Source organism: Limnohabitans sp. (assembly GCF_017848645.1).
In the GTDB taxonomy this organism is placed as follows: domain Bacteria; phylum Pseudomonadota; class Gammaproteobacteria; order Burkholderiales; family Burkholderiaceae_C; genus Limnohabitans_A.
On record NZ_JAFEIF010000027.1, the window covers coordinates 100,807 to 121,159 of the forward strand.

Genomic DNA, 20,353 nt, shown 5'->3' on the forward strand with positions numbered 1-20,353 from the left:
AAAAACAAACGACTGTTTTCCTATTTGTACATGCGCAAAAAATCTATTCACTGGCGCTGATTTTCACGAGCGACCTGTTGATGCATTCAAGCAGGTGCCAACCACCGCTTGAGCATCACAGGCGTTGGCGGCCCAATCACCCTTTGGGTCTGGCCTTTGGCGTCCACCAGAACCACGTAAGGCGTGACGTTGGGCCAAGCCGGATCGACCGCTTGACGAATGGCAGGCTCGAAGCCATCAAACGCGTACATGTGGGTCATGCCTTTGAAATGCGCAGCGTGACGCAAAGCTTGTGGGCCCGTCACGTCGATCATGACGGCATTGAGTTCAGGCTTGTCTTTGTGCCGCTGCACGGCCTTGTGCAACACCGCAAACGCGGCTGGACAGGTGCTGCAATACGAGGTGGTGAACAAATAAGCCGCAGGGCGTGGCCCGTTTTGCAAGGCATGCGCCCAGGTTGTTTCGTCGAATGGCAGGACCACGCGCTGAGTGGTCGCCTTGGCATGACCTTGGGGATGTGCGTGCTGGTGTGCTTGTGCCCAAACCGCCGAGGCACTCAAGCCAAGGGCAGCGGTACAAATGACGAGTGCCGTGGATTTAAAAGCGGAGTTCATGGACTTGTGTCTCCTGTGTGTTGCGCCACACCACCACCATGCGTGCGCCGCTTTGCGCCAAGCGGGGGTGGTCGTTGTAGCCCGTGGCTTGGCCCAGGGTTTTGAGCGTGAAGTTTTGCCCGCCATCGGTCGACAGCCAGGCTTTGAGAGAGGTCACCGCCCCTTTGCTGCTGCGCCAGATCACCGCCACGTTTTGGCCATCGGCCAGCACATCGGCATGCTCGGCACGCGCGTCGGGCAAGACACGCAGGGTCTCGGGCAAGGGCTCGCCTTGCGCATTCAGCCTGGCATAGCGCACAGCAGCTTGGTCTTGGCCATTCACTTTGCGGATGCCAAACCAGACGGTGTGGTAACCCGACGAGCCTGCATTGAGCGCCAATCCAGGACCATGGTGCGGGCAAGCGTTGATCTGCCAGTCGTCGTGTGTGCTGCGGGTGATGCGGTTGGCCTGGGCACCCACGCTGGCAAAAGCATGGTCGCGCGTGCTGCCCTCAAACACATGCCGCCAGGTAGCTTGCAACTGGCCTTGCGGGTTGCGGGCCAGGCCAATGCGGCAGCACTCGCACGAGTGGTCGGCCAGCTTGGTGTCGGGGCCAAAGGTCTGGCCGCCGTCCTTGGACTCGTTGCGGTAAATCGCGGCACCGGCGTATTTTTGCGCCGAGCCTTTGGGTGGCTGATCACGCTTGTCCACCCACAGCGTGTGCAGCACACCTTGCGCATCAAAGGCCACCGAATCAAAGCGGTGGGTGATCTCTTGCCGATCCTGGTGCACCGTGAAGGGCGCACTGAACGTTTGACCATCATTGCTGCTGCGCAGCATGCGGATGAAACCTGTGTATGGCTTGGCCAACGGCATGGTGTAGCTGATCACCGCCCAGCCTTGGGGGCCAAATACTATTTTTGGGCGGCTTTCGCCATCGGCCGCAATCGGGTCAGCGCCGGTGTTCAAGATGCGTGCATCGCTCCACTGCACAGCGCCGCCCAAAGGCGTGCTTTGCACAAAAAGTTGCGCCTGCGCATTCAAACCCACCACCCACAAACGGCCATCGGGTGCGATGGCTGCGCCTGTGGCCAGTTGCGGGCGCTGGTGGCGGTGCTGTGAAGTCGCAGCAGGTTGGCTGACTTCTTTGACAGCGTTTTGCGCCCCAGCCTGCGGCACCACACACAGCCCGGCCATCACCAGGCCCAACACGGCACACCAACGGTTCAATAAGTTCATGGGCTTCTCTCACAAAGTCGGGAGATTGAATTGAAGGCTGGCGAAGTCCTGGTGACTTTTAAACCCATCATCGCCAGCCAAACTGCACGTCAACGTTGACCCCAAGATTTGGTCAAGCCCAACATGACGCTGCGCGGCGCACCTGCGGCGTAGGTGTTTTGTGTGTTGGGTGTGTAAGCGCCACTTTTGTAGCTGCTGGACGCGTTGTCCGAATACAGCTTGTTGGTCAGGTTTCGCACTTGGCCCCAAACCTCCCAGCCATCTTGCAACTTGTGGCTGGCGGTCAGGTTGAGCAAGGTGTGGCCCGCGTAACGCACCGTGTTGGCGTTGTTCATCCAGTAGCTGCCTTGCTGGACCAGGCCCAAAGCCACGCGCGAAGTCGGTGTGAATTTCCACCCCAATTGGGCGGTGATGGTGTGGTTAGGGGCCTGCGGCATGCCTTTGCCCGAATAGTCTTCAATGGCGCCCGCTTTGTCGCTGACGCGGTAAGACACAAAAGTGTGCTCGGCCCAAGTCGCTCCCACGCGCCAGTCCCACTCCCCTCCCCATCCTCGCAACTCTTGGTTCACGCTCAGCTCCAGGCCTCGACTGCGGGTGTTGCCCGCGTTTTTGTTGTAGCTGTCCCCAATTTCAGAGGTGTAAGACACGATGGTGTCCTTGCCACTGAGTTGGTACAGGGCCGAATCAAGGCGAATGCCCGAAAGCAGCAGAGCACGCCAGCCCACTTCGACGTTGTCGTAGGTGGCCGAGTTCAATTCGGGAATGGCGGTCCTGCCGTAAAGCTGGCTGACTTCGGGTGGTGTGAAGCCCATGCTGAGGTTGCCGTACAAACTGCTGGCAGGGCTGAGGGCATAGGTCGCGCCCAGCTTGGGGCTGAACTTGGCAAAGCTGCGCACCTCGTTGGCGGCGCCGTAGTTGGCCCCGGGTGTCAGGTTGTTCTTGAAGTCGTAGCGGATGCGGTCATAACGGCCACCTGCCACCACACGGATTTGCTCGCTGGGGCTGAACTCCAGCTGTGCAAACGCGGCATCGTTGGCAATGCCCGCACCGTAGTTGCGCACCCCGCTGGGCTTGGCCACGCTGTTCAAGGTGTAGCTGATGTAGCGGCCAGTCGGCACATCGCGCACCACTTTCAGGTTGCCCGACACATAGTCGTTCTGACTGCGGTCAATGTAGACACCTGTGACCAGGCGGGCACGCAGCCAATCGAGTTTTTGTTCGTGCTTCACGTCCACGCCCAGCGATTCAACATGGTTGTTGTTCAATGTGCCCTTGCAGTTGGCGCCCGAGCAACCCGAGATGGTGTAGTTGGGCAGCTGACCATGGTCGTTGTTACGGGCAAACAGGGTGACGGTGGTCAAGCCGCCTTGCGTGGTTTCACCCTCCCAAGCCAGGTTAGCGCGGGTGGTTTTGTCTTTGCGCCAAGTGAAGGTGTTGATGCTTTTGCCGGGGTTGCTGCGGAAGTCGTTTTCAAACAAGCTGCCGGGTGTGTCCGAGTCCAGATTCGTGTGCACCAGCGAGGCACGCAACCAGGACTTGTCACTCAGCTTGTAGTCGCCACGCAGTGTGAAAGCGTCTTTTTTACCGCCGCTGTACTGCTGCCAGTTGTGGGTATCGCGCTGCGAGCTGTAGTGCGAAAACCGCAGACCCAAATCGCCCCAGGTGTTGCTCGCACCCGAGTCCACACGGGTAAAACCATCGGTGTGGTCGTGGCGAATGCCCACATAGCCCGTGGGTGTGCGTGAAGGGCGTTGCGTCAAAAAGTTGGCCGCGCCCCCCACCGCGTTGCTGCCGTACAGCGACGAAGCCGCGCCTTTGACCACCTCAACACCGCTCGAACCGTTCATGTTGTTTTCGTTCAGGGCGTTGTGGTTGAACACGCCCAAGGGACGGATCGGGATGCCGTCTTCCAGATACTGGTAGACCGCATTGGTGCTGATAGGCTGGCGAATGGCCATGCTGTGCTGCTCGTTGCCCAAATCGTTCCAGTGCACGCCCGGAATGCGGTTGATGATCTCGCCCACCGACTTGGGCTTGTCGGCATCCCACTGGGCGCGGCTGACCGCCTCAATGGACACGGGGGTTTCAGACAATTTGGTTTCAGAGCGCGAGCCCGACACCACGATGGTGTCCAACGCAGGCGCGGTTTGGGCCACGGCAGCGGCACTGAAACTGGCCAACAGGCCGAACACGGCCAAAGACAAAGGAGAAAGAGAGAGGGAATTTTTCATGACAAGTTTTCAATCGATCGGTCGCTATCGGCCGTTTTGGCCAAGCGCAACAACAGGCTCTGAGCACCACAAAGGCGTTCAGTGAGCGGGGGTGTGGATCAATTGAAAACAGGTGGCCCGCGGGAAGGCAGTGGCGGCGCGGTGCGTGCCAGCAGCAAGGCCTCGGGCAAGGCTTGCACGATGTGTGCGCGTGCATCGTGCACATGCGCCAAAGCAGCCACCGTGGGTGGCGGCAGTGCAGGGGTAGCGTGAGCGCACAGCGGGCAGTCCATGCTGCTGCTCACTGGGGCGGCGTCACCCTCGCCTTGCACCACCACTTTCATGATGCCCATGGCGGAGCACACCACATCCATGGTCTTGGGCTGCAGCGTGGTCGCCAACACCGAAACGCCCACAAACAGCACGTACCAAGCCAGCACCCAACGGGCACACAGTCGACGTGTTGTGGTCAAAGCGAACATGGCAGCGATGCGGCTCTGCGCAGACGTGTCAGTACAAAGGTCTCAATGCGATTCGATCAGTGCTTGTGCGCCGAATGACCCTCGCCATGCTTCATGGCGGGCGCGGCGGCTTTGCGTGCTGGAACTTTCAACTCCAAGGTCAGGCGCTTGCCGTCCTGGCCTTCGACCACCAGGGTCACGGGCACGGTGTCACCGTCTTTGACCTGCCCTTTCAGGTCCATCAGCATGACGTGGTAGCCACCGGGCTTGAGGTCCACCGCTTTGCCCGCGGGCAAGGGCAGGCTGGGCACCGCACGCATTTTCATGACGCCGCCGTCCATGGCCATCTCGTGCACCTCGACCACACCGGCCACAGGCGACTGAGCCGAGATCAGTTTGGCGTCTTGCGCCGACTGCAGCTGCATGAAAGCACCCGTGGCCTTTTGCTGCGCCACGGTGGCACGCACCCAGGCGTCCTTCACGGTGACTTGGGCTTGGGCCTGGCTGAACAGGGCCGACATCAGGACGGCAAAAGAGACAACTACGCGTTTCATGGCGAACTCCAGTTAAAAAAGACACAAGGAAAAAAGGTGTGGCGATGCTTGAAAGCAAGCCAATCGGATCGTGAACAGGTGGACCGGCTCATGCGGACACACCGCACTTGGCCGTCAAACTGCCGACGAGATCAAGAAAAAGAAGGGGGGAGCGCGGGCCTGCCAGGGCAGGCCAATGAGCGAGGCCAGCCTAGCCTGCTCTAGAGGACGCAGCGCATGAGACAGCCCGGCATGGACTGGCGCTGAAACCGACACCACCGGGGGCGCGGCCACCGGCAAACACAAGGCGCAGTGCAGGCCGTGGTGGCTGCCTTGCGTTTCTTCACCATCGGCATCGAGCTGGAGCAGCTTGACGCTGCCCGCTGTGGTGCACACCAGCTGCATGCCCTCTGGGTTGACCAGCGGCGAAGCCACGGCCGCCCCCACAAACAACACAAACCACACCAGCACGAGGCGGGTGAGGCGGTGGGCGTTGCGCAGGGATTGCAGAGTCAGCATGTCGCTCAATTATGACATTGAGGGTTTGACCGTCCGTTAGACAAGGGCACGGATCACCCCAAACCAAGGCTGTGACCAAGCCGGGAAAACGCTCAGCCGCCTCGCACATGTTGGCCTCGTAGACCGGAAAAATCCGGGCATCTCGTATTTATTGAAATGTCCATAAGTGGAAAACGCCACGGACCATTTGCCAAATCGCCGCGTCGATTCGCGGCTGCGCTAGAGGAGCTCAAGTTGGTCATGTCGTTCATCCCGTTTGAGGCTTTTCCACAAGGCATCGATCGACTCCGGTGGCCCCTCAATTTACTGAACAAAAAGCTCTTCGGTGTAGAGCAAATGCCCCGTGATGCCCAAGTCGCGGTTGCGCTTGCGGCATTGCAGCAGCAGATTGAAAAATGCAAGTTGCCAAGCTTGTGGGTGGCTTTTGAGCGGTAGACCAAGCGCTCCAACATACAGGCTCCAAGACCAATCAAGCGTTTTTTGTTGTTGGTCTTGATGCCAGCCTTGCAAGATCTATCTCTTGAGCTTATGCACACCACTGGACTGCCCATGTCCTGACACCCCGCCTCATGGCCAACTCTCGATCCAAACAAAATAATTACTTTGGCTTAAAGGTAACAATTTTTACATAATGAATTGGCAAAGGCAAAAATACAAAAATTTAATAATAGAATTGCAAAATTATAGATAACTTTTGTTATTAAAAAGCGATCCACGTCATTGCCGCCCTTGCCATGAACTCATTTGTCAAATCTCATCTGCAACTTGCACATGCACCGGCCCAAGAGGAAGCGCAAACCGTGGAAATGCCCTTTGGCCCTGGTCAGTCGCGCGTGCTCAAGTCCGTGCGCGTGCGGCACATTCAGCGTCACTTGCTGCTGGCCAACAAAAACATGGAGCGGTTCATTGGCCAACAAAGCACAGAGTCGGATGACCCCTGCGGTGGTGTCTTGCGCCGATTGCGCACCCAACAAGGACTCGAAGCCTTTGTGGTGGCGTCCAGAGCCTGCATCACCGTTTGGCAGCTGTATGAGTTAGAAACCGGCAAGGACAGCTTGTTTTACACGCCAGGCTTGCGCCGCAAAGCGGCCCAGCGCGTGTCGACCATTTTGGGCAGCAACTGGGACGACATCGTGACGGGCCGCGTGGTCACGAAGGCCACATCGGGCACAGCTGCACGGTTGCAACTGCTCAAACCGCCTGCCTCCCCTGCCCTTTTGAAACCTACACCTCCTGCGCCCATCTCGGCATCTCCACGCTCTGCGCTGCAGCGCCAAAACCCCGATGCCAAGCCCTTGTCTTTCGCCCTCTTCCTGCGCACGCCCGAAGCACACGACTGAACAGCACCCAGCCGCTTGAAGCGGTCAAGTCAGCGACGCGCATTTCTGAGCCTGCGGGTTAAGCTGGAGATCCATTGATCATCCCAGGAGACCCCCATGCTGACACTCTGCGGCTTTTCGGCCAGCAATTACTACAACAAAGTCAAATTCGCACTGCTCGAAAAAGGCGTGCCCTTCACCGAAGAGCTGGCCTGGGTGGGCCAAACCGACCCCAAGGCCAGTCCCTTGGGCAAAGTGCCGTACCTCAAAACCGAAAAAGGTACGCTGTGCGAGTCGGCAGTGATCATGGAGTACATCGAGCAGCAGCACCCCCAGCACCCCTTGCTGCCGGCCGATCCCTTTGCGGCGGCCAAGGTGCGTGAATTGGTCACGTTCTTGGAGCTTCACCTCGAGCTGGTGGCTCGCAACGTGTATCCACAAGCCTTCTTTGGCGGGCAGGTCAGCGACAGCGTGAAGGAAAAGACTGCCGCCCAGCTGGAAAAGAACGTGGCCGCTTTCGCCCAGTTGGCGCAATTCGAGCCCTACATACTGGGAGACAACCTGAGCCTGGCCGACTGCGCGGCGGTGGTGCATTTGCCTCTGGTGTCCGCGGCCACCAAAATCGTTTATGGCCGCGACTTTCTGGCGGATCTTCCCGTGCGCGACTACCTCAAACGCATGAATGAGCGCCCCACCATGCAACAGGTCAATGCCGACCGCAAGGCCAACACCGAGCTGTTGATGGCGCGCGCCAAAGCCAAGGCCTGAAACTCACCCAAGCCCTGACATGGCCCTTCGCAAGGGCCACGTCGCCAGGGTTTGACCTGCGTCAACACCACCGACGCAAGGCGGTTTCATGATGCTTCCATGAACACCGCCACACCCGCCCCACACGACATCTTCAAAACACAGCTGATCGCAGCACGCACAGAGCTGCTGACGCGCATGGCTCAAGAGCGCGGCGGATTGGTCTCTCGTGCGGACATGGCGGCAGCGCACGATGTGCGCAGTTTTGATGACCGGGCCCAGGCCACTTCCGAGCGCAATGACGAGTTCGCCATGAACGAACACGAAACCGCCGAGCTGGGCGACATCGATGCCGCATTGGAGCGCATCCGGGCAGGCTCTTACAGCATCTGCACCGATTGCGGCGTCAACATTGCCCCATCCCGTCTGAACGCCTACCCCACAGCCAAGCGCTGCATCGATTGCCAAAGCCTGTCCGAGCACCACCGCTGAGCCGTTCGGACTTCGGGTTCTTCCCGCTGCTGCGGGATCTTTGGGCTGATATGCTTTGACGCATGCACAGCCTGTTTCACTTCGCTTTTCATGTCACCGACCTGGACGAAGCGCGCCGCTTTTATGGCGGTGTGCTCGGTTGCCAGGAAGGCCGCTCCACCGAGACTTGGGTGGACTTTGACTTTTTTTCGCACCAGATTTCCCTGCACCTGGGCGAGCCTTTCAAAACCACCCTCACGGGTCATGTGGGCGATCACCTGGTGCCCATGCCGCACTTTGGTCTGGTCTTGCAAAAGGCCGATTGGCAAGCGCTGGCCGATCGCCTGCAGGCCCGGCAAATGAAGTTTGTGGTCGAGCCGCACCTGCGCTTTGCCGGACTGCCGGGTGAGCAATGGACCATGTTCTTCATGGACCCATTTGGCAACCCCATCGAAGTCAAAGGCTTCGCCCGCTTGGACACGGTCTACGCCAGCTGAACGCCTGCGCCCTGCCAAGCCGCGTTCAGGGCTTGTCAGGTTTGCCAGCAGGCAGGATTTTGGGGGCCATCAAGGGCACCTCAGCTTTGTTCCTTGGCTTGCCGATCGGGCTGGCGGTCTGGCCTTTTTGTGTGGCCGCCATGTCTTCTTCGCTGGGGTATTGCCCCAGCAGCCAATAGTCAAACACACGGCGGGCGATTGGGGCGGCCGAGGCCGCGCCAAAACCTGCGTTCTCCACCACCACCGCCACCGCAATTTGCGGCTTATCGGCGGGCGCATAGGCCATGTACAAGGCATGGTCACGCTGGTATTCGGACAACTTGGCCGCGTCGTACTTGTCTTTTTGCCCGATGGTCACTGCCTGGGCCGTGCCGGTTTTGCCCGCGCTGGTGTAACCCGCTCCAGCAAACACCCGTGCCGAGGTGCCTGAAGTGACCACCCCCACCAAGCCGTTGCGCACCACGTCCATGTGCTCTGGCTTGAACCCCAGGTCCAGGGGCTGCTGTGCGCCCACCTGGGTCTGGGCGTGTGTCAACGCGTCCTGGGTAGCCGTGACCACACGGGGCTTGAACTGCAAGCCTGCGTTGGCCAAGGTGGCCGTGGCTGAAGCCAGTTGCAGCATCGTGAAGGTGTTGTAACCCTGACCTATGCCCAAAGAAATGGTCTCTCCGCCGTACCACTTCTTTTGCTCGGGTCGCTTGTAATAATTGCGCTTCCATTCGGTGCTGGGCAAGATGCCGCGCACTTCACCGGGCAAATCGATGCCGGTGATCTGGCCAAAACCCAGCGGCTTCATGAAGTCATGGATCGCATCCACACCCATCTCATTGGCCAGCGAGTAGTAATACACGTTGCTCGACAGCACAATGGACCGCACCATGTCAACTGCGCCTAGCCCAGCATCCCCGTGGCTGCGGAAGGTGTGCCCGCCATACGTCCAGGAGCCTGCATCGTTGACGATGGTGCTGGCGCTGCGCTTGCCCGTAGACAATGCGGCCATGGCCATGAAAGGCTTGTAGGTCGAGCCAGGCGGGTAGGTGCCGCGCAGCGCCCGGTTGAGCAGCGGTTTGTCAATCGATTCGTTGAGCATTTGCCAATTTTCAACATCGATGCCGTCGACAAACAAGTTGGGGTCGAAGGTGGGCTTGCTCACAAAGGCCAGCACCTCGCCATTGTTCGGGTCCAGCGCCACCAGTGCGCCGCGGCGGTTGCCGAACAAGTCTTCAACCATTTTCTGCATCTGGATATCGATGGACAAGACCACGTTTTGCCCGGGTATGGCCGGACGGCTGGACAAACTGCGCGTGGCTCGCCCCCCGGCGGAAGTTTCCACCTCGTTGACGCCCGTGATGCCATGGAGTTCGCGCTCGTAGCGCTGCTCGACACCCAGCTTGCCGATGTATTCAGTGCCCCGGTAATTGGCCGCCGCGTCCTCCTCCTCTTCCAGCCGCTCCTTGTCACGCTGGTTGATGCGCCCGATATAGCCAATCACATGACTGGCCAACTCGCTGTAGGGGTACTGGCGGAACAATCGTGCCTTGATCTCCACACCCGGAAACCGGTAACTTTGCGCACTGAAGCGGGCCACCTCTTCGTCGGTCAAGCGATTGCGAATGGGCAGCGAGTCAAAGCTTTTGGACTCCTCGCGCAGGCGCTTGAAACGGCGACGGTCCTTGGTCTGAATGTCCACCAACTCGGCCAGCTCATTGATCGTGGCCTCCAGGTCCTTGACCTTGGAGGGCGTGATCTCCAGTGTGTAGGCCGAATAGTTGCTCGCCAGCACCACACCGTTGCGGTCCAAAATTGTGCCCCGTGGTGGCACCGTGGGCAAGATCGCTGTGCGGTTGTTCTCGGCTTGTGCCAGCAGATCTTCGTGACGGACCACTTGCAAATAAGCCAAGCGGCTGGCCAGCAGCAAAAAGCAGCACAACACCACCCACTGCATGACGAGCACACGGCCTTGAAAGCGCTGAATTTCGACGCGGGTGTCGCGCAGCTCGGCCAAGGAGGGCAGGTTCAACGGCATGCTCAAAGCGGACGAATATCGTCTCGCTCGAACGCGCGACGCTGAGGTGCCAAAAGCAAGGCCCCCACCAAAGGCCACAGGGCCGCTTGCAGCAAAGGCCCAGGCAGCTGGCTCCAGGCGGGCCAGGCATCATGCGCCACCAGGCGTGTGAGCCACTCCACCACGGCCGCTACAACAAAGAGCGGCAAAATTTGCAGGGCCTGCTCGCGCAAGGGAAACCATTGCATCCGTCGCTGCGCGACGGTGGCCAGTCCGGAAAGCACCACATAAGACAGCGCGTTTTGCCCCAACAAGGCCGACTCGTGCACATCCAGCGCCAAGCCCAATACAAAGGCCAGCACCAAGCCGACTCGGCGCGGTTGGTGCACGGTCCAGAAGACCATCACGATGGCCAGCACATCGGGCAGCCAATACCAGCCCAGCAGCCCCATCAACATGTGCAGCAACAAGGCCAAGACAAAGCTCAACACAATGAACTTGGGGTTGGCAGGCAAGAGCAGGGGACGCCCTGCGGGCATGATCATGGTTTGGCTCCTGCAGCAGGCAGGGCAGATGTTGTCGCTTTGGCTTTGGTCGCTTTGGGCGCTTCTGGCTTCGGTGGTTCCGGCCAGTCCTTGACCGGCAACAACACCAGCAAATGACGCCCACGCTCGGTGGCCATGGGCTCAGCATGCACACGGGCAAAGGACGAGTCAACGCGGCGGTCAATTCGGGCAATGCGCCCCACATGCAAGCCCGCCGGGTAGACGCCATCAATGCCACTGGTGGTCAGCAAATCGCCTTTTTGCATGTCTGCGCCAGCCGGCACAAACTTCAAATCGAGCGAGCCGCCCAGGGTTTGCGGGTCCCCATTGGCCACATAACGGCTGCCGGTTCGGGCGTTCATGACCGGGATGCTCTGCGCGCGGTCGGTCAGCAGCGTGACTTCACTGACCAAAGGGTAAACGCGGGTGACCTGCCCCACCACCCCAGCCGTGTCAATGACCGCCGAACCTTGCGCAATACCGGCCATCAAGCCACGGTCCACCACAACACGTTGGGTATAGGGGTCCGAGGTGTCGTAGAGCACCTGAACCGCCTTGGCTGGACCAGCCACCTGGGCACGCAAATCGAGCAACTGCCGCAAATGGGCGTTTTCCTGGCTGAGCTGCTCCACCTGCTGCAAACGTTGAGCCTGGGCGATGGTGCGGGTCTGAAAAATCAGGGCCGCATCTTGTGCGTCCTCCAGATTGCCAAAGTAACGCGTCAGGGCATTGACCGCATTCACCGGCTGCAGGGACAACCACTGCAAGGGCGACAGAACCAGGGCCACGCCTGAGCGGATGGGCTGAGAAATCTGCATCCGGTGATCTGCCGCCATCAACAACACCGCCAGCAGCCCCAGCAGCAGCATCTTGGCAGTCGCAGACAGGCCTTGCCGAAAGATCGGCGGTGCACTGCGTTCAAGCGTATCCAGGGCCATGGTTCAATTGCACCGGATGGTGGTGAGATGAGAGGGTGAGGGTGCAGTCCAGCTGCACCCGACAAGGGCTTATTCGCTGGTGAAAATGCTGCCCAGCTGGTCCATGCGCTCCAGCGCCATGCCGCAACCGCGCGCCACACAAGTCAGCGGGTCTTCGGCCACCAGCACCGGCAAGCCGGTTTCTTCGGCCAGTAATCGGTCCAGGTCGCGCAACAAAGCGCCGCCGCCCGTGAGCATCATGCCGCGCTCGGCAATGTCGGCACCCAACTCGGGCGGCGTGTGCTCCAAGGCGGTCTTGACGGCCGAGACGATCTGGTTGAGCGGATCGGTCAGGGCTTCCAGAATTTCGTTGGAGCTGATGGTGAAGCTGCGCGGCACGCCTTCGGACAGGTTGCGACCCTTGACTTCCATCTCCTTGACTTCACTGCCCGGGAAGGCCGAGCCAATGTTCTTCTTGATCGATTCGGCCGTGGGCTCACCGATCAGCATGCCGTAGTTGCGGCGGATGTAGCTGATGATGGCTTCGTCAAACTTGTCACCGCCCACGCGCACACTGCCTTTGTAGACCATGCCGCCCAGCGAAATCACGCCCACCTCGGTGGTGCCCCCGCCAATGTCCACCACCATGGAGCCCGAAGCTTCGGACACGGGCAGGCCCGCACCGATGGCTGCGGCCATGGGTTCTTCGATCAAATACACCTCGGAAGCGCCTGCGCCCAATGCCGATTCACGAATCGCCCGGCGTTCGACCTGGGTGGAGCCGCAGGGCACGCAAATGATGATGCGGGGGCTGGGGCGGAAGGTGCTGCGGGGGTGCACCATGCGGATGAACTGCTTGAGCATCTGCTCGGTCACGGTGAAGTCGGCGATCACGCCGTCCTTCATGGGGCGGATCGCTTCGATGTTGCCGGGCACCTTGCCCAGCATGGCCTTGGCTTCGTGGCCCACGGCTTGCAGGGTTTTCTTGCCCTGGGGGCCGCCTTCGTGGCGAATGGCCACCACCGAGGGCTCGTCCAGCACGATGCCCTTGTCGCGCACAAAAATCAGGGTGTTGGCAGTGCCCAGGTCGATGGCCAGGTCACTGGAAAAATAACGGCGAAAAGAGGAAAACATGGGGGTCCTTTGGTGCTCCAACCCGGGGGCAGCCAGACAAAGCTGCAAGGGGGCGGCACAGCGGTCAAATGGGGTGTATCAAAATGGGTGCTTGACAAGGCATTCTGAGCCCTTCAGCAAACACAGGATAATACCCGATACCCCCGTCATTTGGCGGCCCTTGGCCTGCCCCATGCACCGAAATACACCCCACCACAAGCCTTTTTGAACCATGTCGTTGACCCCACAGGATATTGCCCGGATCGCTAACCTCGCCCGGCTGGAACTCAAGCCCGATGAAAGCGAGCGCATGCTCACTCAAATCAACGGCTTTTTTGGCATCGTGCAAGCCATGCAGGCGGTGGACACCACCGGCATCACCCCCATGGCCCACCCCGTGGCCGCCATTCAGGACATCACGCTGCGCCTGCGCCCCGATGTGGCGAGCGAGCCCAACCAACGCGATCTGAACCAGCAAAGCGCCCCCGCCGTTGAGCGCGGCCTGTTCTTGGTCCCCAAAGTCATCGAGTAAGCCATGAGTGATCTGCACAACCTCAGCGTGAAAGCGCTGGTCACCCTTTTGCAAACCAAAGAGGTCAGCGCCGTCGAAGTGGCCACGCGTTTTCTGGCCCGCATGGGCGGCAACCCGCACAACGCCTTTTTGGACATCGACAGCGAAGTGACGCTGGCCCAGGCCCGCGCCTCCGACGCCAAACTGGCGGACGGCACAGCGGGCACCCTCGAAGGCGTGCCCGTGGCGCACAAAGACGTGTTCGTCACCCGCGATTTCGCGACCACCGCAGGCTCCAAGATCCTGAACGGCTACCGCTCGCCCTTTGACGCCACCGTGGTGCAGCGCCTGCGCACGGCGGGTATGGTCACGCTGGGCAAGCTCAACTGCGACGAATTCGCCATGGGCTCGGCCAACGAAAACTCGGCCTATGGCCCGGTACAAAACCCCTGGGACACAGCCCGCGTGCCCGGCGGCTCTTCGGGCGGCAGCGCCGCCGCTGTGGCCGCAGGCCTGGCGCCTGCCGCCACCGGCACCGACACGGGCGGCTCGATCCGCCAGCCCGCCAGCTTTTGCGGCATCACCGGCATCAAGCCCACCTATGGTCGCGCATCCCGCTACGGCATGATCGCCTACGCCTCCAGCCTGGACCAGGCCGGCCCCATGGCCCGCAGCGCCGAAGACTGCGCGCTCTTGCTGAGTGCCATGTGCGGCGCGGACTTGGACCGTGACTCGACTTCGTTGGACATGCCAACCGAAGACTTTTCTGCATCGCTCAACAACTCAATCGAAGGCCTGCGCATTGGCATTCCCAAAGAGTTCTTTGGCGAAGGCTTGGCGGCCGATGTGCGTGCCGCCGTAGACAGCGCCTTGCGCGAGTACGAAAAGCTCGGCGCCAAGCTGGTGCCCATCAGCCTGCCGCGCACCGAGTTGTCGATTCCGGTTTACTACATCATTGCCCCGGCCGAAGCCAGCTCCAACCTCAGCCGCTTTGACGGCGTGAAGTTTGGCCACCGCGCCAAGGACTACACCGACCTGGTGGACATGTACAAAAAGACCCGCGCCGAAGGCTTTGGCAACGAGGTCAAGCGCCGCATCATGACGGGCGCTTATGTGCTGAGTCACGGTTATTACGACGCCTACTACCTGCAGGCGCAAAAAATCCGCCGCATGATCGCCGACGACTTCCAAAACGCGTTCAAAGAATGCGATGTGATTGCTGGCCCTGTGGCCCCGTCTGTGGCCTGGAAGTTTGGCGAGAATGCCAACGACCCCGTGGCCGACTATCTGGCCGACATCTTCACGCTGCCTGCCTCGCTGGCCGGCCTGCCCGGCATGAGCGTGCCCGCAGGCTTTGGGGCACAAGGCATGCCCGTGGGCCTGCAGCTGATCGGCAACTACTTCAAGGAAGCCCAGTTGCTGAACGCCGCACACCGCCTGCAACAAGCTACCGATTTCCACCTGCAAAAACCGGCAGGAGTCTGAACACCATGAGCAAACTCGTCCAAGGCTACGAAGTCGTCATCGGCTTCGAAACACACGCCCAACTCTCGACCCACAGCAAGATCTTCAGCCGCGCCCCCACGGCGTTTGGTGCTGAAGCCAACACACAAGCCTGCGCGGTGGACATGGCCCTGCCCGGCACCTTGCCCGTGATGAACATCGGCGCTGTAGAGCGCGCCATTGAATTTGGCTTGGCCATCAACGCCCACATTGCCGAGCGCAGCATCTTTGCGCGCAAAAACTACTTCTACCCCGACCTGCCCAAGGGCTACCAGATCAGCCAGTTCGAGATCCCGGTGGTGCAAGGCGGTGAGGTGTCGTTCTTCCTGGAAGAAGGCAAAGAGACTGTTCGCAAAACTGTGCGGCTGGAGCGTGCCCACCTTGAAGAAGACGCGGGCAAATCGCTGCACGAGGATTTCATTGGCCAGTCTGGCATTGACCTCAACCGCGCCGGCACGCCCCTGCTGGAAATCGTGACCCAGCCCGACATGCGCAGCAGCGAAGAAGCCGTGGCCTACGCCAAAGAGCTGCACAAGATCGTGACCTGGATCGGCATCTGCGACGGCAACATGCAAGAAGGCAGCTTCCGTTGCGACGCCAACGTGTCGGTGCGCAAGCCCGGCGGCGAGCTGGGCACACGCCGCGAGATCAAGAACCTGAACAGCTTCAAGTTCATGCAGCAGGCGATTGACTTTGAAGTGCGCTGGCAAATCGACCAAATCGAAGACGGCTACGCCATCCAGCAAGCCACCGTGCTTTTCGACCCCGACACGGGCGAGACCCGCGCCATGCGCACCAAGGAAGACGCCGCCGACTACCGCTACTTCCCCGACCCGGACCTGCCCCCGCTGGTGATCGGCCGCGACTGGGTCGAGCGCGTCAAAGGCGAGATGGCCGAGCTGCCCCGTGTGATGGCCGAGCGCTTCGTCAAAGACTACGCACTGCCCGAGCAGCTTGCGAATGCGATTACTTCTGAGCAGCCAAAAGCAGTTTATTTCGAGAATTTTTACAAGACACTATTGCAAAATTTAGCCTATCAATCACATTTGATGGAGGCTTGCGCTAAAGGCGCGGGCTGGGCGATGGTAGAGCTTGCTGCTCGCTTGAATACATTCGGAATTGCCGTTCATGAATGTCCTGTAAGCGCTGAAGGACTTGCGGCAGTTGTGACAAGAATTATTCAAGGCCATATCAGTCATAGTGCAGCAAAGACGGTATTCGATTTGCTTTGGAATGCCTCTGGCGATGCCATTTCCAATGAAGGCCAGTTGTCAGTTGTCGATGAGATTATCAAGAATAAAGGTCTGATGCAGATGAATGATGTCGGTGAGTTGGAGAAAATCGTAGACGAAGTGCTGTCCATAAGCTCAAAGAACATCGAAGAATTTAAGGCAGGTAACACCAAGGCGCTTAATAGCCTAGTTGGTCTAATCATGAAAGCCAGCAAAGGGAAAGCAAATCCTGGTCAAGTGAACGAGCTTCTAAAAAAGAAACTGACTTGATTTTATTTACCTTGCGGCAGTACTGATTTTCCCAATCAAATGGACTCAGTGTAAATATTATTTAGGCAATGGCAATGGCAATGGCAAAAAAGCACTAAAGCTTAAGAAATTTGCTTGCCGATTGCTTGTTTGGTCATATCATTTAACAGGTGTCTTTGCCCAAGTTTGATAATCGCTGAATTTTCCACTGGCACAATAACTACACGACTCGACAACTCCATCCGAGATAACTTTAAGCGGATTTCCACATTTTTCGCAATGCCCCATTTCACCACGTCTTCTATTAATGTTATAGGGTGGATCGGAATGGTCTTGGGCTTCTGGATTATAAAATTGTTTAATTGATTGAGAATCACACCATTCTTTGTTCCGTGATATCAAGTCTAATGTCGATTTAAGGCCCATGCATTTCCAGCAATAAAGTTTACGCCATGGTTTTACACTTAGCAAACCATTACAGAGTTTGCAATATCTTAAAGGCGTCAAGATCATTTTTTTGACAGCCGGAGGACTATTGATGCAACCAGATTTATCACTAGTTTGAAGATTTTCTCCGCTTGAGGCATGAATAATCGTGGCACAATTTTTTATAGCCCGAATCGCAGTCGCGATATCACATCGAAACCACTCTTTGCCCTCACGATAGCTAGCTAAGTGCTTGTGCGTCAGCTGCTCAACATCACGCGGGTTATCAACCAGAAAATCCACCTCCACTTTAAAAGCATGCGGAAATCCTGCTGAGTCAAGTTCTCTTGCCCTGAGAGATGGGTCTTTTGTTGAGAACCCAATTTTCACCAATCCAACTATTGCCGGATTTGAGATTACATATACCCAACCTCTAATATTCATCGCAAAATCTCCAAATTTTTTCTGTGCATGAAGGCATCTATCTTGAATTTCTCATATTCAATGAAGATCAAATTTTTATTTATATTTCCATCAAAAATATTTTTAATTTCACTTTCTTTATTAATCATAATTTTCAAAATTCAGCCCAATTCATAGTTATATGCATTTAATAATAATGAAAAGAAGCATGACGACCTTACCCCCCTTTTGGCCGGTCGGCCAATATCTCGCGATTGGCTCTTGGCTCTTGGCTCTTGGCTCTTGGCTCTTAGGATAGATTCTTATTTTTTGATCATAGCAATCCTTACATCCGATAGCGCATAGGAGCGGTTACTTTCTCCTTGATTAAGCGCTTTATTAGGCGCTGAGTTACATTTTTTTCATCGGTGGGCATATCTTGCAAGGCTTTTTCCGCTTGTTCAAACTGACCCAGCTGACGATGCAGTTCGGCACGGGTGGTAGAGTCAAGCCGAAATTTTTTCTTACTATTCAACAAGGCGTTCAGGTTTTCACGTTGCGGGGCGTTGAGTTCGTGAGGCGGATAAGTAAAGGGGCTGCTTTCGGGACGAATGTATGGTCGGGCTTCAACTTTAAGTAGCTTCCTCCACCAAGTGCGCAAGTCCGGATTCTCTGCTTCCCATGCGGCGCGGGTTGCAGCCTCTTCTGCATCGCGGTGAGCGCGGTAACGTTCGCGGTAGGGATGGTTTAAATGCTGCAAATAAGTCAACCGTGCCGCACGCTCAATATCAATCGTTCTGGCTTTTGCTATGACATCTGGTAAGTCTTCGGGCGTAACAGGCATTGTGTGAGGTGCCTCGAGTTCCTCGGACTGGCTGACATAATGCATTTCATTCATCAGATAGTAGTTGCCGCATTTGCATTGGCGAAGTCCATGTCCATTGGGCATCAAAGAACCACCCCGATAACCATCGGTCCAATATTCACCCGCCATGAAATTCATGGAGCGGTAACGCGGACTGGAATAGAGTTCCCCGCAACAAGGTGTTGCGTTAAGGTTGTATCCGGCAATACTGGTCATAAGGATAAATTTTGTACGGTTTAGTGAGTAGACCGCTGACTGTCACGTTTTTTAATTTTAAAACGCTTCTACAGCCAACAATTGACAAGCTCCTCACCCAGACGATACCTGCCCTCTTCTGGTCTATGGACGCGCAACTAACTGTTGGATCGTTCTTCTAAAAGACGAATCCCGGCATTGAAATGAGAAGTCGTAAGCCACAATCAGCGCATGACTGCACCACTCTATCGCACCATCTACTACCTCCCCGGCCACGGAGGCCAGCTGACCAACGGCCTGGGTCAGGGCCTCATGGATCGGGGCTTTGATGTCGCCGGGCGCGAAACGCGTGACGATTTCCGATCACTGCCTTTTGATAAACAAGTGCAGGCCATCGTGGATGACCTGCAAAACCATTTCTGGCATGAACAGGCACAGGTGATCTGCAATTCCTTCGGCTCATATCTGTTCTTGCATGCGCAAACCCAAATGCCATCTTTCGTGGGTCGGGTGCTGTTGCTGTCACCCATCGTTGGCGAGTTCACGAACGAAGAAGCCAGAACCAGCTTTTCGCCGCCACGGCCAGAACGGCTGAAAACGCTGGCCGAAGCCAGGCAATTCAATGCACCTACCCGCTGTGAAATTCATGTCGGGGAAGAAGACTGGCAAAGCATCCCGGCCAATGTCGAGACCTTTGGACGGTTGACAGGCATTCCCGTCACGATTGTCCCCAAAAGCGGACATGACCTGGGCAAAGCCTATGTGGGACCGCTGCTGGATCGGTGGCTGTCTGACCAAGCGGCCTGAAAGTTTTGATTTAACCCCCACATGTTTTCTCGGCCCATCTGGCTTGTTTCTATGGTTTTGGCCATCGGCTTATTGACCGCACTCTGCCTGTACTGGCGCAGCGGTTCCGATCTTGAAGTCACGCATCACGACATGCGTGCGCCATCACAAGCAGCCAGATTTCGGGTGGTGCAACTGTCCGACCTTCACTTGCAGAGCTTCGGCAAGTCTGAAATAGCCGTCGTGGCTCAGGTGCAGGCGCTGCAGCCTGATTTAGTACTGCTCACAGGTGATGCCATCGACCGTGCCGATTCACTGCCTGTGCTGAAGGATTTTTTGGCTGCCCTAGGGACCATTCCCGCCGTCGCCGTACCGGGCAACTGGGAGCACTGGAGCGGGGTGGATTTTCCGGCATTGATTGCCCTTTTTGCAGCGCAACCGAATGGCCGGTTCCTGCTCAATGAGCGTGTTTCATTCACATCTGGGGAACGAAAGATCCATTTGATCGGACTGGATGACTTTACTGCCGGGCAACCTGATGCGCGACTGCTGTCACCTGCTCCATCAGACAACGTGACTGTTCTTGTTCAGCACTCACCTGGTTTCTTTGAGGTGCCCGAAATCAACCGCCTGATGAGCCAGCAACGCTTATCCGTGTGTTTATCTGGCCACACCCATGGCGGTCAGGTGAGCTTTGGCGGTTGGGCACCATTCAGACCCATGGGCAGCGGACGTTTCGTGGCTGGGTTCTACGATGTACCGGGTTGTCGCTTGTATGTATCGAAGGGTCTGGGCACATCGATCCTGCCCCTGCGTTGGGGTGCCGCGCCAGAAATTGCAGTATTTGATCTGTGAGGCAGTTCGATACATCGAGGGCTCAATGATCAAAGCGCTTCCCTACCTACCGGCGCACCGAACTCCACTTCTTTGTGCGCGTTGTCGTCAGTGATGTCGGACAACAAATCCTCCAACTTGTACCGCGTCCCCCGCCCCACCCCCGTCTGCACCAATACC

At 57.7% G+C, this 20,353-nt stretch carries 22 protein-coding genes; 9 read left to right on the forward strand and 13 right to left on the reverse strand.

What is annotated here, in order from left to right; translation table 11 throughout:
• Positions 1-86 precede the first annotated feature (86 nt).
• The 7 genes from QZ190_RS06845 to QZ190_RS06875 form a co-directional block, all read right to left on the reverse strand.
• Positions 87-614: a hypothetical protein gene (locus tag QZ190_RS06845; protein ID WP_291915030.1), complete on the reverse strand. Its 528-nt coding sequence runs from the start codon at positions 612-614 to the stop codon at positions 87-89.
• The gene (locus QZ190_RS06850; protein WP_291915031.1) at positions 598-1,833 is read right to left on the reverse strand and encodes a hypothetical protein; all 1,236 of its coding nucleotides are present in this window, start codon (positions 1,831-1,833) and stop codon (positions 598-600) included. Before QZ190_RS06850 ends, QZ190_RS06845 begins: the two co-directional genes overlap by 17 nt.
• Before the next feature lie 89 nt (positions 1,834-1,922).
• On the reverse strand, positions 1,923-4,064 hold the full coding sequence (locus QZ190_RS06855) for a TonB-dependent receptor (RefSeq protein ID WP_291915032.1): 2,142 nt from the start codon (positions 4,062-4,064) through the stop codon (positions 1,923-1,925).
• A 98-nt stretch (positions 4,065-4,162) separates the two neighbouring features.
• The gene (locus QZ190_RS06860; RefSeq protein ID WP_291915033.1) at positions 4,163-4,525 is read right to left on the reverse strand and encodes a DUF2946 family protein; all 363 of its coding nucleotides are present in this window, start codon (positions 4,523-4,525) and stop codon (positions 4,163-4,165) included.
• Positions 4,526-4,581: 56 nt separating this feature from the next.
• On the reverse strand, positions 4,582-5,058 hold the full coding sequence (locus tag QZ190_RS06865) for a copper chaperone PCu(A)C (RefSeq protein WP_291915034.1): 477 nt from the start codon (positions 5,056-5,058) through the stop codon (positions 4,582-4,584).
• A 114-nt stretch (positions 5,059-5,172) separates the two neighbouring features.
• A complete protein-coding gene (locus QZ190_RS06870; RefSeq protein ID WP_291915035.1) occupies positions 5,173-5,556 on the reverse strand; it encodes a DUF2946 family protein in 384 nt (127 codons plus the stop codon).
• Positions 5,557-5,859: 303 nt separating this feature from the next.
• Positions 5,860-6,066, reverse strand: a complete 207-nt coding sequence (locus QZ190_RS06875) for a hypothetical protein (protein WP_291915036.1) — start codon at positions 6,064-6,066, stop codon at positions 5,860-5,862.
• Positions 6,067-6,290: 224 nt separating this feature from the next.
• On the opposite strand from QZ190_RS06875, the gene QZ190_RS06880 reads away from it, so the two are divergent.
• The 4 genes from QZ190_RS06880 (at position 6,291) to QZ190_RS06895 (ending at position 8,590) form a co-directional block, all read left to right on the forward strand.
• On the forward strand, positions 6,291-6,896 hold the full coding sequence (locus tag QZ190_RS06880) for a hypothetical protein (RefSeq protein ID WP_291915037.1): 606 nt from the start codon (positions 6,291-6,293) through the stop codon (positions 6,894-6,896).
• 96 nt (positions 6,897-6,992) lie between these two features.
• A complete protein-coding gene (locus QZ190_RS06885) occupies positions 6,993-7,643 on the forward strand; it encodes a glutathione S-transferase (protein WP_291915038.1) in 651 nt (216 codons plus the stop codon).
• A gap of 99 nt (positions 7,644-7,742) precedes the next feature.
• Complete coding sequence (locus QZ190_RS06890) at positions 7,743-8,114, forward strand: TraR/DksA family transcriptional regulator (protein ID WP_291915039.1); 372 nt, start codon at positions 7,743-7,745, stop codon at positions 8,112-8,114.
• Between the two features lie 62 nt (positions 8,115-8,176).
• Positions 8,177-8,590: a VOC family protein gene (locus tag QZ190_RS06895; protein WP_291915040.1), complete on the forward strand. Its 414-nt coding sequence runs from the start codon at positions 8,177-8,179 to the stop codon at positions 8,588-8,590.
• 25 nt (positions 8,591-8,615) lie between these two features.
• On the opposite strand, the gene mrdA is transcribed toward QZ190_RS06895, so the two are convergent.
• From mrdA to QZ190_RS06915, 4 genes are all read right to left on the reverse strand, one after another.
• On the reverse strand, positions 8,616-10,616 hold the full coding sequence (mrdA, locus tag QZ190_RS06900) for a penicillin-binding protein 2 (protein WP_291915041.1): 2,001 nt from the start codon (positions 10,614-10,616) through the stop codon (positions 8,616-8,618).
• A gap of 2 nt (positions 10,617-10,618) precedes the next feature.
• Positions 10,619-11,140, reverse strand: coding sequence for a rod shape-determining protein MreD (gene mreD / locus QZ190_RS06905; RefSeq protein WP_291915042.1), 522 nt, complete (start codon positions 11,138-11,140; stop codon positions 10,619-10,621).
• Positions 11,137-12,078, reverse strand: a complete 942-nt coding sequence (gene mreC, locus QZ190_RS06910; RefSeq protein WP_291915043.1) for a rod shape-determining protein MreC — start codon at positions 12,076-12,078, stop codon at positions 11,137-11,139. The genes mreD and mreC overlap by 4 nt, the downstream gene beginning before the upstream one ends.
• 69 nt (positions 12,079-12,147) lie before the next feature.
• A complete protein-coding gene (locus QZ190_RS06915; protein WP_100120121.1) occupies positions 12,148-13,191 on the reverse strand; it encodes a rod shape-determining protein in 1,044 nt (347 codons plus the stop codon).
• A gap of 211 nt (positions 13,192-13,402) precedes the next feature.
• On the opposite strand from QZ190_RS06915, the gene gatC reads away from it, so the two are divergent.
• Genes gatC through gatB form a run of 3 tightly spaced genes read left to right on the forward strand, consistent with a single transcriptional unit; the run spans position 13,403 to position 16,686 of the window.
• Positions 13,403-13,702 carry an Asp-tRNA(Asn)/Glu-tRNA(Gln) amidotransferase subunit GatC gene (gene gatC / locus QZ190_RS06920; RefSeq protein WP_291915044.1) on the forward strand — a complete coding sequence of 100 codons (300 nt, stop codon included), beginning with the start codon at positions 13,403-13,405 and terminating at the stop codon, positions 13,700-13,702.
• 3 nt (positions 13,703-13,705) lie between these two features.
• Positions 13,706-15,166 carry an Asp-tRNA(Asn)/Glu-tRNA(Gln) amidotransferase subunit GatA gene (gatA, locus tag QZ190_RS06925; RefSeq protein ID WP_291915045.1) on the forward strand — a complete coding sequence of 487 codons (1,461 nt, stop codon included), beginning with the start codon at positions 13,706-13,708 and terminating at the stop codon, positions 15,164-15,166.
• 5 nt (positions 15,167-15,171) lie between these two features.
• On the forward strand, positions 15,172-16,686 hold the full coding sequence (gatB, locus tag QZ190_RS06930; RefSeq protein WP_291915046.1) for an Asp-tRNA(Asn)/Glu-tRNA(Gln) amidotransferase subunit GatB: 1,515 nt from the start codon (positions 15,172-15,174) through the stop codon (positions 16,684-16,686).
• Positions 16,687-16,824: 138 nt separating this feature from the next.
• Here gatB and QZ190_RS06935 read toward each other — a convergent pair whose 3' ends face one another.
• On the reverse strand, positions 16,825-17,535 hold the full coding sequence (locus QZ190_RS06935) for a GIY-YIG nuclease family protein (RefSeq protein ID WP_291915047.1): 711 nt from the start codon (positions 17,533-17,535) through the stop codon (positions 16,825-16,827).
• A gap of 304 nt (positions 17,536-17,839) precedes the next feature.
• Complete coding sequence (locus QZ190_RS06940; protein ID WP_291915048.1) at positions 17,840-18,574, reverse strand: hypothetical protein; 735 nt, start codon at positions 18,572-18,574, stop codon at positions 17,840-17,842.
• A 210-nt stretch (positions 18,575-18,784) separates the two neighbouring features.
• On the opposite strand from QZ190_RS06940, the gene QZ190_RS06945 reads away from it, so the two are divergent.
• Both QZ190_RS06945 and QZ190_RS06950 read left to right on the forward strand, forming a co-directional pair.
• On the forward strand, positions 18,785-19,360 hold the full coding sequence (locus QZ190_RS06945) for a hypothetical protein (protein ID WP_291915049.1): 576 nt from the start codon (positions 18,785-18,787) through the stop codon (positions 19,358-19,360).
• A gap of 51 nt (positions 19,361-19,411) precedes the next feature.
• The gene (locus QZ190_RS06950; protein WP_291915050.1) at positions 19,412-20,194 is read left to right on the forward strand and encodes a metallophosphoesterase; all 783 of its coding nucleotides are present in this window, start codon (positions 19,412-19,414) and stop codon (positions 20,192-20,194) included.
• Positions 20,195-20,353: the final 159 nt, after the last annotated feature.

Coding starts and splice junctions, on each gene's coding strand:
- QZ190_RS06855 (WP_291915032.1), bottom strand. CDS start 4,064: ATGAAAAATTCCCTCTCTCTTTCTCCTTTGTCTTTGGCCGTGTTCGGC.
- gatC (WP_291915044.1), top strand. CDS start 13,403: ATGTCGTTGACCCCACAGGATATTGCCCGGATCGCTAACCTCGCCCGG.
- QZ190_RS06950 (WP_291915050.1), top strand. CDS start 19,412: ATGGTTTTGGCCATCGGCTTATTGACCGCACTCTGCCTGTACTGGCGC.
- QZ190_RS06850 (WP_291915031.1), bottom strand. CDS start 1,833: ATGAACTTATTGAACCGTTGGTGTGCCGTGTTGGGCCTGGTGATGGCC.
- QZ190_RS06935 (WP_291915047.1), bottom strand. CDS start 17,535: ATGAATATTAGAGGTTGGGTATATGTAATCTCAAATCCGGCAATAGTT.
- QZ190_RS06890 (WP_291915039.1), top strand. CDS start 7,743: ATGAACACCGCCACACCCGCCCCACACGACATCTTCAAAACACAGCTG.
- QZ190_RS06870 (WP_291915035.1), bottom strand. CDS start 5,556: ATGCTGACTCTGCAATCCCTGCGCAACGCCCACCGCCTCACCCGCCTC.
- mreC (WP_291915043.1), bottom strand. CDS start 12,078: ATGGCCCTGGATACGCTTGAACGCAGTGCACCGCCGATCTTTCGGCAA.
- QZ190_RS06845 (WP_291915030.1), bottom strand. CDS start 614: ATGAACTCCGCTTTTAAATCCACGGCACTCGTCATTTGTACCGCTGCC.
- QZ190_RS06860 (WP_291915033.1), bottom strand. CDS start 4,525: ATGTTCGCTTTGACCACAACACGTCGACTGTGTGCCCGTTGGGTGCTG.
- QZ190_RS06885 (WP_291915038.1), top strand. CDS start 6,993: ATGCTGACACTCTGCGGCTTTTCGGCCAGCAATTACTACAACAAAGTC.
- QZ190_RS06945 (WP_291915049.1), top strand. CDS start 18,785: ATGACTGCACCACTCTATCGCACCATCTACTACCTCCCCGGCCACGGA.
- QZ190_RS06895 (WP_291915040.1), top strand. CDS start 8,177: ATGCACAGCCTGTTTCACTTCGCTTTTCATGTCACCGACCTGGACGAA.
- mreD (WP_291915042.1), bottom strand. CDS start 11,140: ATGATCATGCCCGCAGGGCGTCCCCTGCTCTTGCCTGCCAACCCCAAG.
- QZ190_RS06915 (WP_100120121.1), bottom strand. CDS start 13,191: ATGTTTTCCTCTTTTCGCCGTTATTTTTCCAGTGACCTGGCCATCGAC.
- QZ190_RS06940 (WP_291915048.1), bottom strand. CDS start 18,574: ATGACCAGTATTGCCGGATACAACCTTAACGCAACACCTTGTTGCGGG.
- mrdA (WP_291915041.1), bottom strand. CDS start 10,616: ATGCCGTTGAACCTGCCCTCCTTGGCCGAGCTGCGCGACACCCGCGTC.
- gatB (WP_291915046.1), top strand. CDS start 15,172: ATGAGCAAACTCGTCCAAGGCTACGAAGTCGTCATCGGCTTCGAAACA.
- gatA (WP_291915045.1), top strand. CDS start 13,706: ATGAGTGATCTGCACAACCTCAGCGTGAAAGCGCTGGTCACCCTTTTG.
- QZ190_RS06865 (WP_291915034.1), bottom strand. CDS start 5,058: ATGAAACGCGTAGTTGTCTCTTTTGCCGTCCTGATGTCGGCCCTGTTC.
- QZ190_RS06880 (WP_291915037.1), top strand. CDS start 6,291: ATGAACTCATTTGTCAAATCTCATCTGCAACTTGCACATGCACCGGCC.